We start from the raw sequence: 15,417 nt of genomic DNA on the forward strand, positions 1-15,417 counted from the left end.
GGAAAATCAGGCGAGAGATTCTTTAACTTCGCGGATGCGGTCCTGATACTCGCGCAGTTTCTGCGGCGTCATCATGCGACGTTGATCGTCGAGCACCACACCACCCACTTCATCGGCAATGTGCTGTGCGGACTGCAGCATCAGCTTAAAGTTTTGCAGCTCGTCCCCGTAGGACGGAACCTGCATAAAAATAGTCACGCCAGGGGTGCTGAAGTCGCCGGTCATTTCTGGGTCAAACGTTCCCGGATTAACCATATTAGCGAGGCTGAACAGCGACGGACCGCTGCCATCCGGGCTCAAATGACGATGGAAAATATTCATATCGCCAAATTTGAAACCGGCCTGCTGAATGCTGTTGAGCAGCACTTCCCCGTTGAGCTCGCTACCATGATGAGCAGCAACGTTCATAATGATGACCGCTTCTTTACGCTGCGGTTTTTCAGCAACAGGCGCTTCTTCTACTACCGGCTCGGGCTGCGGTTGATGTTCAACGACAGGCTCTGCTGGCTGGAAGGTCTGCGGCGCAGGTTGCGGTGCTTGCTGAGCAGGTTGCTGAACCTGCGGGGCAACAGGTTGCTGCACAGGTGGCTGCTGAACAGGCTGATGTTGCACCGGCTGCTGCGGCTGCTGAACATGCGGCGGCGGTACCGGCGCTTGTGCAGGCTGCTGCGCAGGCTGACGCGGCTGAGCAGACGCATAAGGCGGCTGGTACTGGTGTTGCGGCGACTGAGGAGGAACACCATGTTCCTGCGCATTACCGGGAGCATGATTCACACGATGAACGCGAACTTCGCCCACGCCTTCGTCTTCCTCGACGTTGTCGTCGAACGAATCCTCGTCTTCACGTTTAGACTTCATGCGTTTCAGTGGGCGATCGCGGAATATAGAAGACCGCTCTTTACGGCTAGTCCAAAAACCATGTACCAGTAAAGCGATTATGGCGATCGCGCCAACAATGATTAATATCAGACGCAAATCCTGCATCATTATATTCTCTGTTGTTCTAACACCTTGCCACCACGGCAAACATTTACTCACTAAGAGTATTTGTCGATTACGCCAAGTGCAAGTGTACTCTTGGCTTTCACGGCATAAAGATGAACAAAATTGTGCTTTTTGCTGTTTTTTCGAACATTTCCGAACAGCTTAACGCTCAACAACCCGGTAAGATACGCACAGTTTACCAGAGCTTATATAACAAGGAGTACGTCCTGACCATGGTTTCATCATCTGCAGTTGTACCTCGCAGCGGCCTTTATTACTTTTCTCAGGGATGGAAGCTCATTACCCAACCGGGCATTCGTCGTTTTGTTATTCTGCCTTTGCTGGTGAATATCCTGCTAATGGGCGGCGCATTCTGGTGGTTATTTACACAACTCGGTAACTGGGTTCCCGCGCTGATGAGTCACGTCCCTGACTGGCTTCAGTGGCTCAGCTATTTACTGTGGCCTATTGTGACCATTTCCGTGCTGTTGGTGTTCGGCTACCTGTTCTCCACTATCGCCAACTGGATCGCCGCACCGTTTAACGGTCTGCTGGCTGAACAGCTGGAAGCGCGCTTAACGGGCGCAACACCGCCCGACACCGGCATTCTCGGCATTATGAAAGACGTTCCGCGCATTATGAAACGCGAATGGCAAAAGCTGGCGTGGTATCTCCCGCGCGCCTTCGTGTTGCTGATCCTCTATTTTATTCCAGGCATTGGGCAGACCGTCGCCCCAGTCCTGTGGTTCCTGTTCAGCGCGTGGATGCTGGCTATTCAGTACTGCGATTATCCTTTTGATAACCATAAAGTGCCTTTTAAGGAGATGCGCGTCGCGCTGGGCACGCGCAAAGTGACCAATATGCAGTTTGGCGCATTGACCAGCCTGTTCACCATGATTCCGGTGCTCAATCTGTTCATCATGCCGGTAGCGGTTTGTGGTGCCACGGCGATGTGGGTAGACTGCTATCGTGCTAAGCATGCGTTATGGAAGTAATGCAAAAATGTGTAAACGCGGGCTGGCTTATGCCCGCTCTTATTCCATACTGCTACGCATTATTTCTCATCAGCATATAGATATGCGAATTCCTTACTTCCCCATACTTTCTCAACAGGTATGCTGAAGCGGTATCCCAATTTCATACAGTTAAGGACAGGCCATGAGTAAGATTTTTGAAGATAACTCGCTGACTATCGGTCATACGCCGCTGGTTCGACTGAACCGTATCGGTAACGGACGCATTCTGGCGAAGGTGGAATCACGCAACCCAAGCTTTAGCGTCAAATGCCGTATCGGTGCCAATATGATTTGGGATGCCGAAAAACGTGGTGTACTGAAACCGGGCGTTGAGCTGGTAGAACCGACCAGCGGCAACACGGGGATTGCGCTGGCCTACGTTGCCGCCGCCCGTGGTTACAAACTGACTCTGACCATGCCGGAAACCATGAGTATTGAGCGCCGCAAGCTCTTAAAAGCGCTGGGCGCGAACCTGGTGCTGACTGAAGGCGCAAAAGGTATGAAGGGCGCAATTCAGAAAGCGGAAGAAATCGTAGCCAGCGATCCGGAAAAATTCCTGCTGCTGCAGCAGTTCAGCAACCCGGCGAACCCGGAAATTCACGAAAAAACCACCGGCCCGGAAATCTGGGAAGATACCGATGGCCAGGTTGATGTCTTTATTTCCGGCGTCGGCACCGGCGGCACGCTAACTGGCGTGACCCGTTACATTAAAGGCACTAAAGGCAAAACCGATCTGATCACCGTCGCGGTAGAACCTACTGACTCCCCTGTTATCGCCCAGGCATTGGCGGGTGAAGAACTCAAACCTGGCCCGCATAAAATTCAGGGTATTGGCGCGGGCTTCATTCCTGGCAACCTTGATCTGAAGCTTATTGATAAAGTCGTTGCCATCACCAATGATGAAGCTATTTCTACCGCGCGCCGCCTGATGGAAGAAGAAGGTATTCTGGCGGGGATCTCTTCTGGCGCAGCCGTGGCTGCCGCGCTTAAGCTCCAGGAAGATGAATCCTTTACCAATAAGAATATTGTGGTTATCCTACCGTCATCGGGTGAGCGTTATCTGAGCACTGCATTGTTTGCCGATCTCTTCACAGAGAAAGAACTGCAACAGTAATGCCAGCATGTTAAAAACGCGTAAAAAAGCACCCTTTGGGGTGCTTTTTTGTGGCCTGCTTCAAATTTTCAACTCTCCTGGCATTGATTCAACCCGCCGGAACTGGTATTTAACCAAACTAATTATTTTGATGCGCGAAATTAATCGTTACAGGAAAAGCGCTAGCTGAATCGATTTTATGATTTGGTTCAACTCTTCCTTTCGCGGCATAATGTTTAATGACGAACGAAACGTCAGCGGCAAGAAGTTGCCAGCAACGGATTGCACCGAACTCCTTTTGTGTCGCGTCCAGTTTACGCCGATGCTAACAATACAGGCTAAAGTTGAACCGCCAGGCTAGACTTTAGTTCCACAACACTAAACCTATAAGTTGGGGAAATATAATGTTCCAGCAAGAAGTTACCATTACCGCTCCGAACGGTCTGCATACTCGCCCTGCTGCTCAGTTTGTTAAAGAAGCAAAAGGCTTTACTTCTGAAATTACTGTGACTTCCAACGGCAAAAGCGCTAGCGCCAAAAGCCTGTTTAAACTGCAGACTCTGGGCCTGACTCAGGGTACCGTTGTCACCCTGTCCGCAGAAGGTGAAGACGAGCAGAAAGCAGTTGAGCATCTGGTTAAACTGATGGCTGAACTCGAGTAAGTTCAACGAGTTCTTTTAAATATCAGTCACAAGTAAGGTAGGGTTATGATTTCAGGCATTTTAGCATCCCCGGGTATCGCTTTCGGTAAAGCATTGCTGCTGAAAGAAGACGAGATCGTCATTGACCGGAAAAAAATTTCTGCCGACAAGGTTGATCAGGAAGTTGAACGTTTTCTGAGCGGTCGTGCCAAGGCATCTGCGCAACTGGAAGCGATCAAAACCAAAGCTGGTGAAACGTTCGGTGAAGAAAAAGAAGCCATCTTTGAAGGGCATATCATGCTGCTCGAAGATGAGGAGCTGGAGCAGGAAATCATAGCCCTGATTAAAGATAAGCACATGACGGCTGATGCAGCTGCGCATGAAGTTATCGAAGGTCAGGCCACAGCCCTTGAAGAGCTGGATGATGAATACCTGAAAGAACGTGCGGCTGACGTACGTGACATCGGTAAACGCCTGCTGCGTAACATCCTGGGTCTGGCTATTATCGACCTGAGCGCTATTCAGGAAGAAGTTATCCTGGTAGCCGCAGACCTGACCCCGTCAGAAACCGCACAGCTGAACCTGAACAAGGTGCTGGGTTTCATCACTGACGCGGGCGGACGGACTTCCCATACTTCTATCATGGCGCGTTCTCTGGAACTGCCTGCCATCGTAGGTACGGGTAGCGTCACCTCTCAGGTTAAAAACGACGACTATCTGATTCTGGATGCCGTAAACAACCAGGTTTACGTCAATCCGACCAACGAAGTTATTGAGCAACTGCGCGCCGTTCAGGAGCAGGTTGCTACCGAAAAAGCGGAACTCGCTAAGCTGAAAGATCTCCCGGCTATCACGCTGGACGGACATCAGGTAGAAGTTTGCGCCAACATCGGTACCGTTCGTGACGTTGAAGGCGCTGAGCGTAATGGCGCCGAGGGTGTTGGTCTGTACCGCACCGAATTCCTGTTCATGGACCGTGAATCGCTGCCGACTGAAGAAGAACAGTTTGCTGCGTATAAAGCCGTTGCTGAAGCCTGTGGCTCTCAGGCGGTCATCGTCCGTACCATGGACATCGGCGGCGATAAAGAGCTGCCGTACATGAACTTCCCGAAAGAAGAGAACCCGTTCCTGGGCTGGCGTGCCGTACGTATCGCCATGGATCGTAAAGAGATCCTGCGTGATCAGGTTCGCGCTATCCTGCGCGCCTCTGCTTTCGGCAAACTGCGCATCATGTTCCCAATGATCATCTCTGTTGAAGAAGTGCGCGCACTACGCAAAGAGATCGAAATCTACAAACAGGAACTGCGCGACGAAGGTAAAGCATTTGACGAAAGCATTGAGATTGGCGTGATGGTGGAAACACCGGCAGCGGCAACAATTGCGCGTCATTTAGCCAAAGAAGTTGATTTCTTTAGTATCGGCACCAATGATTTAACGCAGTACACCCTGGCAGTTGACCGTGGTAATGATATGATTTCACACCTTTACCAACCGATGTCGCCATCTGTGCTGACGCTGATCAAGCAAGTTATTGATGCTTCTCATGCAGAAGGCAAATGGACTGGCATGTGTGGTGAGCTTGCAGGCGACGAACGTGCTACACTTCTGTTGCTGGGGATGGGTCTGGACGAATTCTCTATGAGCGCCATTTCTATCCCGCGCATTAAGAAGATTATCCGTAACACGAACTTCGAAGATGCGAAGGTGTTAGCAGAGCAGGCTCTTGCTCAACCGACAACGGACGAGTTAATGACGCTGGTTAACAAGTTCATTGAAGAAAAAACAATCTGCTAATCCACGAGATGCGGCCCAATTTACTGCTTAGGAGAAGATCATGGGTTTGTTCGATAAACTGAAATCTCTGGTTTCTGATGATAAGAAAGACACCGGAACTATTGAGATTGTTGCTCCGCTCTCTGGCGAGATCGTCAACATCGAAGACGTGCCGGATGTAGTTTTTGCTGAAAAAATCGTTGGTGATGGCATCGCTATCAAACCAACCGGTAACAAAATGGTCGCCCCTGTTGATGGCACCATCGGCAAAATCTTTGAAACCAACCACGCTTTCTCTATCGAATCCGACAGCGGCATTGAGCTGTTTGTTCACTTCGGTATTGATACCGTTGAACTGAAAGGCGAAGGCTTTAAGCGCATCGCTGAAGAAGGTCAGCGCGTTAAAGTGGGCGACCCGGTTATTGAATTCGATCTGCCGCTGCTGGAAGAAAAAGCCAAGTCTACCCTGACTCCGGTTGTTATCTCCAACATGGACGAAATCAAAGAGCTGATCAAACTGTCCGGTAGCGTGACAGTGGGTGAAACTCCGGTTATCCGCATCAAGAAGTAATTCTTGCTGCAGAGAAGAATGGCGCCTGATGGCGCCATTTTTTTATCTGGCAGACCTCAAAATCTGCCGGATAGCGCTAAATTTGTGAGGTGACCGGTCGGTAACACGCCTCGCGCATCAGGATTTTCATCCCTTCCGGCCCGCTTTCCAGCATCCGTCGCTCCGAATCCGCCACTAACAGTTCACAATTGTAGCCACCCGCGATGCCAAACATGGCCCGCGCCACACAGATATCTTCCAGCGCCGTTGCCCCGCTGGTGTCAAAATGTCCAACCATACGCCCATTCTGGCGAACCACCAGCCGGTAACTCTTCATCGCGCCTCCCCTGCCGGTGGCAGAATTAACTCATCACAACCGCACAGATTGGTCCATTTCATCACTTCCAGTACGCGCTGAGCTGCATCGTGCGTCGCGGTTGTCAGCGCTTTACCCAGCACAATACCGCTCACCAGCTCAGCACAAAACAGATCGCCAGTTCCCTTCAGGTCCGTTTTAACCCGTGGATGAGCGAACACCTCAACCGTTTCAGCCGTCACTACCGCCACGTTAATAATATCTTCGCTATCCCCCGGCGCGCTGGTGATCACCACCCATTTCAGCGTTTCGGTAAGCAGCGATTGCGCCGCCGTGATGGCTTCATCAAGCGTACGACACGGCTTTCCGCTCAGCATTTGCAGTTCAAACACGTTTGGCGTCAGTCCCTGAGCCAGCGGTAGCAGGTGCTGACGGTAGGCCTGCGGAATTTCAGCTTTTACATACATACCGCTGTCCGTATCGCCAATCACCGGGTCGACCAAAATGCACACTGTCGGATGCGTAGCCCGCACCGTTTTCAGCCACTGTGCTAACAGAGCGATTTGCTCTGCACTGCCCATATAGCCTGTCGTCACCGCCTTCAGCTCGCGCAAAGCATCACGCTCATTCAAGGCGCGGAGATACCCGCTAAACCAGTCGGCCGGAATAACGCCGCCGTAAAATGTTTCATAATGCGGGGTATTGCTGAACAGCACCGTTGGCACTGCCGTCACGCGTAATCCCTGCGCTTTAATGGCCGGAACGGCGATGCTGTTGCCTACGCTGCCATAAACCACCTGTGACTGGACGGCGACGATATCGGTCTGTAACGCCCGATGCTTGTCGCCGAAGAGCACTGACTGAATATCACTCCCCTGCTCCATAAATTTCTCCTCTCGCTGGACAGCGGGCTTACGCCTCACTATTATCGTCATATGCTAAAATTCATTTTGTCATAGGTCAATAATGATCGACGGAAAAACCGCTAACGAAATTTTTGACAGTATTCGTCAACATGTCGCTACAGGCACGTTGGCAGCAGGAGAAACGTTGCCGCCGGTGCGTGAACTGGCAACAGCATTGAACGTTAATCGTAATACTGTCGCGGCGGCTTATAAACGCCTGGTCACCTCCGGGCTGGCACAAAGCCAGGGACGTAACGGCACGGTAATCAAGGGGATTTCAGCCCCCGTTGCGCTGGAAGGCGGCAATCCGGATACCGCGCTTATCGATCTTTCCGGCGGTAATCCAGCCCCCGCGCGTCTTCCCGACCTCAGCCGTTATTTCGCGCAAATAAATAAGAATCCTCGTTTGTACGGTGATGCCGCTGTATCACCCGGCCTTAAGGCGTGGGCCGCACAATGGATGCAAGATGCGATGCCAGCCAAGGGAGAAATTGATATCACCAGCGGCGCCATTGATGCCATTGAGCGGCTGCTGTGCGCCCATTTACTGCCTGGCGACAGCGTTGTGGTAGAAGATCCATGCTTTTTGAGCAGCATCAACATGCTGCGTTATGCCGGATTCTCCGCCAGTCCGGTCAACGTTGACAGCGAAGGCATGCAGCCAGACATGCTGGAAATCGCGCTACAGAAAGGCGCGCAGGCGGTGATTCTGACGCCGCGCGCCCATAATCCGACAGGATGCAGTCTGAGCGCATCCCGCGCGGCGCAATTGCAGGAAATCCTGGCCCGCTATCCGCAGACGCTGGTGATCGTCGACGACCACTTTGCGCTGCTGTCCGCATGCCGTTGGTATCCGGTGATTGCGAAGGAAACCACGCACTGGGCGATTGTTCGCTCAATGTCGAAAACATTAGGCCCGGATTTACGCCTGGCCATCGTCGCCAGCGATCCACTCACTTCCGCGAAACTGCGTTTACGGCTCAACGCCGGCAGTCAGTGGGTTAGCCATCTGCTGCAGGATCTGGCCTGCGCCTGCCTGAGTGACGAGACTTATCAACACACGCTGGCGCAAACTCAGCAGTTTTACGCCGCCCAGCAGCAAAAGCTGGCAGCGGCTCTGCGGCTTCATGGCATTACGCTGCCCGACAGCGACGGTCTTAATCTGTGGCTGCCGCTAGAAGATAACAGCCAGGCGATCGCTTTTGCGCTGGCAAAGTCCGGCTGGCTGGTACGTGAAGGCGAAGTATTTGGCGTCAATACGCCTGCGCATGGCCTGCGCATTACACTGTCAACATTAGCAGACAGCGACATTGATAAGCTGGCGACTGATATCCATCAGGCGCTAAAGCGCTAACAGGAGAGGAAAAGTGCGAGTTCATTTTGTTATTCATGAGTCTTTCGAATCTGCTGGCGCGTACCTGCCGTGGGCCGAATCACGCGGCTATACCATCAGTTGGTCGCGCGTTTACGCCGGAGAAACTGTTCCCGCTAATGCCGATGGCTTCGATATGCTGGTGGTATTTGGTGGGCCGCAGTCACCCCGCACCACGCTCGCAGAGTGCCCATACTTTGACTCTCAGGCAGAGCAGCATCTGATAAACCAGGCGATTGCGGCACGTAAAATCGTGGTGGGGATCTGTTTGGGGTCGCAGTTAATCGGCGAAGCACTGGGCACGAAGGTGTGCCAAAGCCCGGAAAAAGAGATTGGTCACTATCCGATCGCCCTGACCGAGGCAGGCCAACAGCATCCGTTGTTCAGCCATTTCGGCTCACCGCTCAACGTGGGTCACTGGCACAATGACATGCCGGGATTGACCGACCAGGCGACAATTCTTGCCACAAGCGAGGGATGTCCGCGACAAATCGTGCAATACGGTAATTTTGTCTATGGTTTTCAGTGCCATATGGAGTTTACCGCCGAAGCGGTCGAAGGATTAATTCAGCACTCTGAGCAAGAACTGGCCGAAGCGAAAGGGAAACGCTTTATTCGCGCTGTTGAAGAGATGCGCACCTGGGATTACCAGCAGATGAATGAGACGCTGTGGCAATTCCTTGATAAGTTGGTAGAAAAACGTAACGATTGAACAGTGCGGGCCGGAGAAGACGCTTTGCGTCGTCATCCGGCGAGCGTGCCGTACGGTTGCCTGCTAGCGCTACGCTTATCAGGCCGACAAATTAAATACCTAATCCCTGGCTGAAATGCTCTTCGCCAAAGACCCCGGTGGAAAGGTAGCGATCGCCGCGATCGCAGATAATCGCCACCACCACCGCCCCCGGTGTCGCGCGCGCCACGCGTAACGCGCCCGCAACCGCGCCGCCAGAACTCACTCCGCAAAAAATCCCTTCGCGAACGGCCAGTTCACGCATGGTGTTTTCCGCATCGTTCTGATGAATATCCAGCACCTCATCCACCAGCGAGGCGTTGAAAATGCCCGGCATATATTCCGCTGGCCAGCGACGAATGCCCGGAATACTACTGCCTTCTTCCGGCTGCAGGCCAACGATGGTGACGGGTTTTTCCTGTTCACGCAGAAAACGCGATACGCCGGTAATGGTGCCTGTCGTCCCCATACTGGAGACGAAATGGGTAATACGGCCTGACGTCTGCTGCCAGATTTCGGGTCCGGTAGTCTTGTAGTGCGCATACGGGTTATCAGGATTATTAAACTGATCGAGAAGTTTACCTTCTCCGCGCTGCGCCATCTCAAGGGCTAAATCACGCGCCCCTTCCATCCCCTGCTCTTTGGTCACCAGAACCAGTTCAGCCCCGTAAGCACGCATCGCCGCACGTCGCTCCTGGCTCATGTTGTCTGGCATCAGGAGCTTCATGCGGTAGCCTTTCAGCGCGGCAATCATCGCCAGCGCAATACCCGTATTACCGCTGGTGGCCTCAATCAGCACGTCGCCAGGCTGAATTTCCCCGCGCTTTTCCGCTTCAACGATCATCGACAACGCCGCGCGGTCTTTCACTGAACCTGCGGGATTATTGCCTTCCAGCTTGACCCAAATTTCACTGCCGTTATCCGCCGTCAGACGTTGTAATTTCACCAGAGGCGTATTGCCAATTGTTTGTTCTAATGTGTTCACGTTTTCAGCTCAATAAAATGCCGTGTGGCGCTGCGCTTACCCNCCCGGCTTACAGGTCATGCACCACCCGTTAAGCCCGGTAAGCGCAGCGCCACCGGATGATAACTATACGAATTAACCTATCAGGCACTTTGCGCCAGGGCAAGTTCCTCTTCACGCGTTTCAATACGCTGGTCGCCATTATACAAACGCGCATTTTGCAGCCCAACAAACAGACGTTCGCCGCGGTTCGGGGAATCATCGCCCTGCATAATCACCGTCAGCGGTTCGTTATACCACCCCAAAGGTTGCACAACTAATTGGGTGTAGTGTCCTTTCGGACTGGCTTCCAGCACCTGTACCGGCAACGGTGAATCCAGACTGGTACGACGGCTGACGTCCACTTCCCACGGACGCAGGAACAGATCCACCGGACCCTGATAGCCAGGCGTATAGCCCAACGGCCAGCGATGTGCGCCCACGTGGAATTGTCCACCGCGAATCGTCCCTTGCAGGCGGTTAACTTCACCCATAAATTCCAGGACAAAACGGGTAGCCGGTTCGCGCCATACCTGATCGGGCGCATCGGCCTGCTCGATATGACCCTGGCTCATCACCACCACGCGGTCTGCGACTTCCGTCGCTTCTTCCTGATCGTGGGTAACAAACACGCTGGTGAACTTCAGCTCTTCATGCAACTGACGTAGCCAGCGACGCAGTTCTTTACGCACCTGAGCATCGAGCGCGCCAAACGGCTCGTCGAGCAACAAGATCTGCGGCTCTACCGCCAGCGCACGCGCCAACGCCACGCGCTGCTTTTGCCCACCGGAAAGCTGTGCCGGGAAACGGTCCGCCAGATGAGCCAGTTGAACCATCTCCAGCAGTTTGGTCACCTTTGCTTTGATCGTCGCCGCATTCGGGCGCTCCCGCCGTGGCAGAACAGTCAGACCAAAAGCGATATTGTCGAAAACGGTCATATGACGAAACAGCGCATAGTGCTGAAACACGAACCCCACCTTACGGTCGCGGGCGTGCAAACGACTGACGTCAGTGCCGTGGAAACGGATATGCCCACTGGACTGATGCTCCAGCCCGGCGATGATGCGCAGCAACGTAGTTTTGCCCGATCCGGAAGGCCCCAACAGGGCGACCATCTGACCTGAAGGAATATCCAGCGAGATATCGTTCAGCACCTGGGTGCGACCAAAAGACTTCTTAATATTGGCAATCTCAATGCTCATGATTTTCCTCCTGCTGCGCGCGTTTCTCCTGGTTTTCCAGGCGCCATTGCAACATGCTCTTCAAAAACAGGGTAATAATCGCCATCAGCGTTAATAGCGCCGCGGCGGTAAAGGAGCCGACTGTGTTGTAGTCCTGCTCCAGTAATTCAATCTGTAGCGGCAGAGACAAGGTTTCACCGCGAATCGAGCCAGAAACCACCGATACCGCGCCGAACTCGCCAATCGCACGGGCGTTGGTCAGCACCACACCGTACAGCAATGCCCAACGGATATTCGGCAGCGTAACGCGACGGAACATTTGCCAGCCGGAGGCGCCAAGCAGAACCGCCGCCTCATCTTCATGGCTGCCCTGACTTAACATCACCGGCACCAGTTCGCGCACCACAAACGGACAGGTCACGAACACCGTCACCAGCACCATTCCCGGCCAGGCAAACATAATTTGCAGGTTGTGTTCATCCAGCCATCCGCCAAGCGGGCCGTTAGAGCCGTAAAACAGCAGATAGACCAGGCCGGCGACCACCGGTGAAACGGCAAACGGAATATCCAGTAACGTGAGCAACAACTGGCGTCCAGGGAAGTTAAAGCGGGTCACCAGCCAGGCCAGTAACACGCCAAACACCAGGTTTACCGGCACCGCAATCAGCGCAATCAGCACCGTCAGCCAGATGGCGTGCAGCATGTCCGGATCAGCCAGGTTGTGTAATACCGGCATCAACCCCTTGCTGAACGCCTGCACGAAGATGTAAACCATCGGCACCAGCAAAATAAACGCGGATACCAGCATGCCCGTGCCGATCAGAAACCATTTCCCCCAGTTGATGCGGGGTGCGCCATAACGTTTCAATTGGGTAATGTCTGCCATCAGTGACCTACCACGCGTCGACCAAAGCGACTTTGCAGGGTGTTAATTGAAAACAGCAGCAGCAACGAAGCCCCGAGGATCACAGATGCAATCGCGCTGGCGGCCGGGTAGTCAAACTCCTGCAAACGAACAAAAATCATCAGCGAGGTCACTTCCGTTTTCCATGCGATGTTTCCGGCGATAAAGATAACCGCGCCAAACTCACCGAGGCTGCGGGTAAACGAGAGCGCAACGCCCGCGACTAGCGCGGGAGACAGCTCCGGCAGTACCACTTTACGAAAGCTCTGCCAGCGCGTAGCGCCGAGCGTTTCCGCCGCTTCTTCATACTCCGGACCTAACTCTTCCAGCACCGGCTGCACGGTACGCACCACGAATGGAATGCTGGTAAAAGCCATCGCCACCGCAATGCCAAGCCAGGTGTAGGTCACTTTAATATCCAGCTTCGCCAGCCACTCGCCGTAGAAACCGTTGACCGAAAACAGCGATGCCAGCGTCAGACCTGCTACCGCCGTAGGCAGCGCAAACGGCAGATCCATCAGCGCATCCAGCAGCGTACGGCCCGGAAAGCGATAGCGGGTTAAGATCCACGCCATCAGCAAACCAAACACGCCGTTAAAAATCGACGCCACAAACGCCGACAGCAGCGTCACTTTATAAGCCGCCACCACCTGCGGGTTGGTAATCACATCCCAGTATTGCGCCCAGCTCATTTGCGCCAATTGCATCACCAGCGCGCTAAGCGGCAGCAGCAAAATCAGGCAGACAAACAGTAAGCTGGTGCCCAAACTTAAGGTAAAGCCGGGCAGCACGCGTCGGGAAGAAACAGCAAACATTTACTTACGCCCCGCCGCCAACAGTTTGTCCAACTCACCGCCGCTGACAAAGTGCGTTTTCATTACCTCAGGCCACGAGCCAAACCTGTCTTCCACGCGGAAAAGTTCGGTCTGCGGGAATTTATCCTGCAGTTTGTCCATCACCTGCGGATTATTCACGCGGTAGTAGAAATCGGTAATGATGGTTTGCGCCTGCGGGCTGTACAGCCAGTTCAGGTACGCTTTTGCCGCTTTTTCAGTACCGTTAGCCTGCACATTTTTATCTACCCAGGCCACCGGGAACTCCGCCAGAATGTTGACCTTCGGCACCACCACTTCGAAGCCCTGGTCTTCATACTGTTTACGGATGTTGTTCACTTCTGATTCAAAGGTGATCAGCACATCGCCCAGGCCGCGTTCCACGAATGTGGTGGTTGCCCCGCGACCGCCGGTATCAAACACTTCCACGTTTTTCAGAAACTGGGTCATGAACTGTTCAGTTTTGGCTTTATCCCCACCATCCGCTTTATCTGCCGCGCCCCACGCAGCCAGATAGGTATAACGCGCGTTACCGGAGGTTTTCGGATTCGGGAAAATCAGTTTCACGTCCGGGCGAACCAAGTCGTTCCATTCGTGGATATTCTTCGGATTACCCTTACGCACCAAAAACGCCATGGTGGAATAGAATGGCGAACTGTTATTCGGCAGACGGCTTTGCCAGTCGGCCGGAATCAGCTTGCCTTTGTCATGCAGGATCTGTACATCGGTCACCTGGTTATAGGTCACCACATCGGCTTTCAGCCCCTGCAGAATCGCCAGCGCCTGTTTTGATGACCCGGCATGAGATTGTTTAATCGTCAGTTTGTCACCGCCGTTATCCTTCGCCCATTGCTGTTCAAACGGCGGGTTAAGGGCGGCAAACAGCTCGCGAGAGACATCGTATGAACTGTTCAGCAGCTCCGTTGCCTGCGCCTGACCCACCAGCAACAGCATTGCTGCCAGCGTCAGGGTTCTTTTTTTCAGTAAGTTAACGGCCATTGCGCACCCTTATAAATTTAATGACTTTCTTATGGTCATCATATTTATAACCAGTGCTAAAGGAGTAACGGTTTTATATACCGTTTGATGATTTGAAAGTTGAAAAGAGAATAAGGGTACCTCCTCCCCAGCACACGGGGAGGAGACCGGCATCAATCAGACGCCGACGCTAACGCTTTCAGGCAGGGTGCTGCCGCCATCAATCACGTTTTGCGTGCCAGTCAAGTAACTGGACTCATCCGACGCCAGGAATGCCGCCAGTTCACCAACCTCAAGTGGGCAGGCCAAGCGGCGCATCGGGATCGCTTTTGCCATTTCGACTAATACGGATTCAGGATCCTCCGGATTAGACTGACGAGCGATATTTTCCGCCATCGGCGTACGAACGTAGCCCGGGCAAATAGCATTAACGCGAATGCCGGACTGCGCGTATTCCACCGCCAGAGATTTGGTCAAACCGATGATTGCGGCTTTCGACAGCGCGTAGGCCGTTTCGCCCGGATCGGCAACCATATCGCCGGTCACAGAGGACATCATTACGATGCGCCCGTCTTTGCGCGCAATCATCTCCGGCAGAACGGCTTTCGTCACGTTCCAGACGCCTTTAATGTTGATATCAATGTGGAAATCGCGATCTTCATCGCTCATATCAAGGAAGTTGCCGAGGCGACATACGCCCGCATTGTTGACCAGAATATCGATTTTGCCTTCAATCTTCTTCGCGCGTTTTACCGCTTCCGTGACCGACGCAAAATCTCTGACGTCAGCGTGTACGGCGGTGCAACGGTGCCCGCGCCCAGCCAACTCATCCGCCAGTTTTTCAATCTCATCGGAGATATCCAGCAGGATTAGGTTCGCGCCATGGCGGGCAAATGTTCTGGCGATCCCTTCGCCAATACCCTGAGATGCGCCCGTAATCAATGCTGTTTTGCCCGTGAGTTTTCCCATTTCAATATTCTCCTTTTGAATATGAAGCATTCGCTTCATTCACGCAGAAGATACAGCAATAACAAATAAGTGCTGAGGAATAGCTCACTAAATCAGGTTAATCTCAGGTAAAAAAAATCCCCGGCGTTGCGGGGACCCAACGGTAAACATGCTCTGACCAGATTAACAG

Annotated in this window: 16 protein-coding genes; 7 read left to right on the forward strand and 9 right to left on the reverse strand. The window is 53.1% G+C overall.

All coding sequences use genetic code 11. The annotated features are described in order from the left end of the window. Positions 1-6 precede the first annotated feature (6 nt). Positions 7-987 carry a cell division protein ZipA gene (gene zipA, locus OGV65_RS23095; protein WP_047499827.1) on the reverse strand — a complete coding sequence of 327 codons (981 nt, stop codon included), beginning with the start codon at positions 985-987 and terminating at the stop codon, positions 7-9. Between the two features lie 230 nt (positions 988-1,217). On the opposite strand from zipA, the gene cysZ reads away from it, so the two are divergent. The 5 genes from cysZ to crr all read left to right on the forward strand — a co-directional run bounded on the left by cysZ (position 1,218) and on the right by crr (position 6,078). Then, positions 1,218-1,979: a sulfate transporter CysZ gene (gene cysZ / locus OGV65_RS23100; RefSeq protein WP_286455490.1), complete on the forward strand. Its 762-nt coding sequence runs from the start codon at positions 1,218-1,220 to the stop codon at positions 1,977-1,979. A 163-nt stretch (positions 1,980-2,142) separates the two neighbouring features. Then, complete coding sequence (gene cysK, locus OGV65_RS23105) at positions 2,143-3,114, forward strand: cysteine synthase A (RefSeq protein WP_005121957.1); 972 nt, start codon at positions 2,143-2,145, stop codon at positions 3,112-3,114. A gap of 383 nt (positions 3,115-3,497) precedes the next feature. After that, positions 3,498-3,755 (forward strand): phosphocarrier protein Hpr, encoded by a 258-nt coding sequence (ptsH, locus tag OGV65_RS23110; RefSeq protein ID WP_002913505.1) that lies wholly within the window; start codon positions 3,498-3,500, stop codon positions 3,753-3,755. Between the two features lie 45 nt (positions 3,756-3,800). Then, on the forward strand, positions 3,801-5,528 hold the full coding sequence (gene ptsI / locus OGV65_RS23115; protein ID WP_016153925.1) for a phosphoenolpyruvate-protein phosphotransferase PtsI: 1,728 nt from the start codon (positions 3,801-3,803) through the stop codon (positions 5,526-5,528). Between the two features lie 40 nt (positions 5,529-5,568). After that, the gene (crr, locus tag OGV65_RS23120) at positions 5,569-6,078 is read left to right on the forward strand and encodes a PTS glucose transporter subunit IIA (RefSeq protein WP_000522253.1); all 510 of its coding nucleotides are present in this window, start codon (positions 5,569-5,571) and stop codon (positions 6,076-6,078) included. A 76-nt stretch (positions 6,079-6,154) separates the two neighbouring features. On the opposite strand, the gene OGV65_RS23125 is transcribed toward crr, so the two are convergent. After that, entirely contained in the window at positions 6,155-6,394 is a 240-nt protein-coding gene (locus OGV65_RS23125) for a hypothetical protein (protein ID WP_016153926.1), read from the reverse strand. Continuing rightward, positions 6,391-7,257, reverse strand: coding sequence for a pyridoxine/pyridoxal/pyridoxamine kinase (pdxK, locus tag OGV65_RS23130; protein WP_047499829.1), 867 nt, complete (start codon positions 7,255-7,257; stop codon positions 6,391-6,393). Before pdxK ends, OGV65_RS23125 begins: the two co-directional genes overlap by 4 nt. A gap of 82 nt (positions 7,258-7,339) precedes the next feature. Between pdxK and ptsJ the strand changes: the two genes are divergently transcribed. Both ptsJ and OGV65_RS23140 read left to right on the forward strand, forming a co-directional pair. After that, positions 7,340-8,632 carry a MocR-like B6 salvage transcription factor PtsJ gene (gene ptsJ, locus OGV65_RS23135; protein WP_279263869.1) on the forward strand — a complete coding sequence of 431 codons (1,293 nt, stop codon included), beginning with the start codon at positions 7,340-7,342 and terminating at the stop codon, positions 8,630-8,632. 13 nt (positions 8,633-8,645) lie between these two features. After that, positions 8,646-9,362, forward strand: coding sequence for a type 1 glutamine amidotransferase (locus tag OGV65_RS23140; RefSeq protein ID WP_279263868.1), 717 nt, complete (start codon positions 8,646-8,648; stop codon positions 9,360-9,362). A 91-nt stretch (positions 9,363-9,453) separates the two neighbouring features. On the opposite strand, the gene cysM is transcribed toward OGV65_RS23140, so the two are convergent. The 6 genes from cysM to ucpA all read right to left on the reverse strand — a co-directional run bounded on the left by cysM (position 9,454) and on the right by ucpA (position 15,248). Then, complete coding sequence (cysM, locus tag OGV65_RS23145) at positions 9,454-10,365, reverse strand: cysteine synthase CysM (protein ID WP_279263867.1); 912 nt, start codon at positions 10,363-10,365, stop codon at positions 9,454-9,456. A 122-nt stretch (positions 10,366-10,487) separates the two neighbouring features. Then, positions 10,488-11,585 carry a sulfate/thiosulfate ABC transporter ATP-binding protein CysA gene (cysA, locus tag OGV65_RS23150; protein ID WP_016153931.1) on the reverse strand — a complete coding sequence of 366 codons (1,098 nt, stop codon included), beginning with the start codon at positions 11,583-11,585 and terminating at the stop codon, positions 10,488-10,490. Then, positions 11,575-12,450, reverse strand: coding sequence for a sulfate/thiosulfate ABC transporter permease CysW (gene cysW, locus OGV65_RS23155; protein ID WP_016153932.1), 876 nt, complete (start codon positions 12,448-12,450; stop codon positions 11,575-11,577). The genes cysA and cysW overlap by 11 nt, the downstream gene beginning before the upstream one ends. Continuing rightward, positions 12,450-13,283, reverse strand: coding sequence for a sulfate/thiosulfate ABC transporter permease CysT (gene cysT, locus OGV65_RS23160; protein WP_003038061.1), 834 nt, complete (start codon positions 13,281-13,283; stop codon positions 12,450-12,452). The genes cysW and cysT overlap by 1 nt, the downstream gene beginning before the upstream one ends. Continuing rightward, entirely contained in the window at positions 13,284-14,300 is a 1,017-nt protein-coding gene (locus OGV65_RS23165; RefSeq protein WP_016153933.1) for a sulfate ABC transporter substrate-binding protein, read from the reverse strand. It abuts the gene before it with no gap. Positions 14,301-14,456: 156 nt separating this feature from the next. Next, positions 14,457-15,248 (reverse strand): SDR family oxidoreductase UcpA, encoded by a 792-nt coding sequence (gene ucpA / locus OGV65_RS23170; RefSeq protein WP_016153934.1) that lies wholly within the window; start codon positions 15,246-15,248, stop codon positions 14,457-14,459. Positions 15,249-15,417 lie beyond the last annotated feature (169 nt).

Source organism: Citrobacter sp. Cb004 (assembly GCF_030337065.1).
GTDB lineage: Bacteria > Pseudomonadota > Gammaproteobacteria > Enterobacterales > Enterobacteriaceae > Citrobacter > Citrobacter braakii.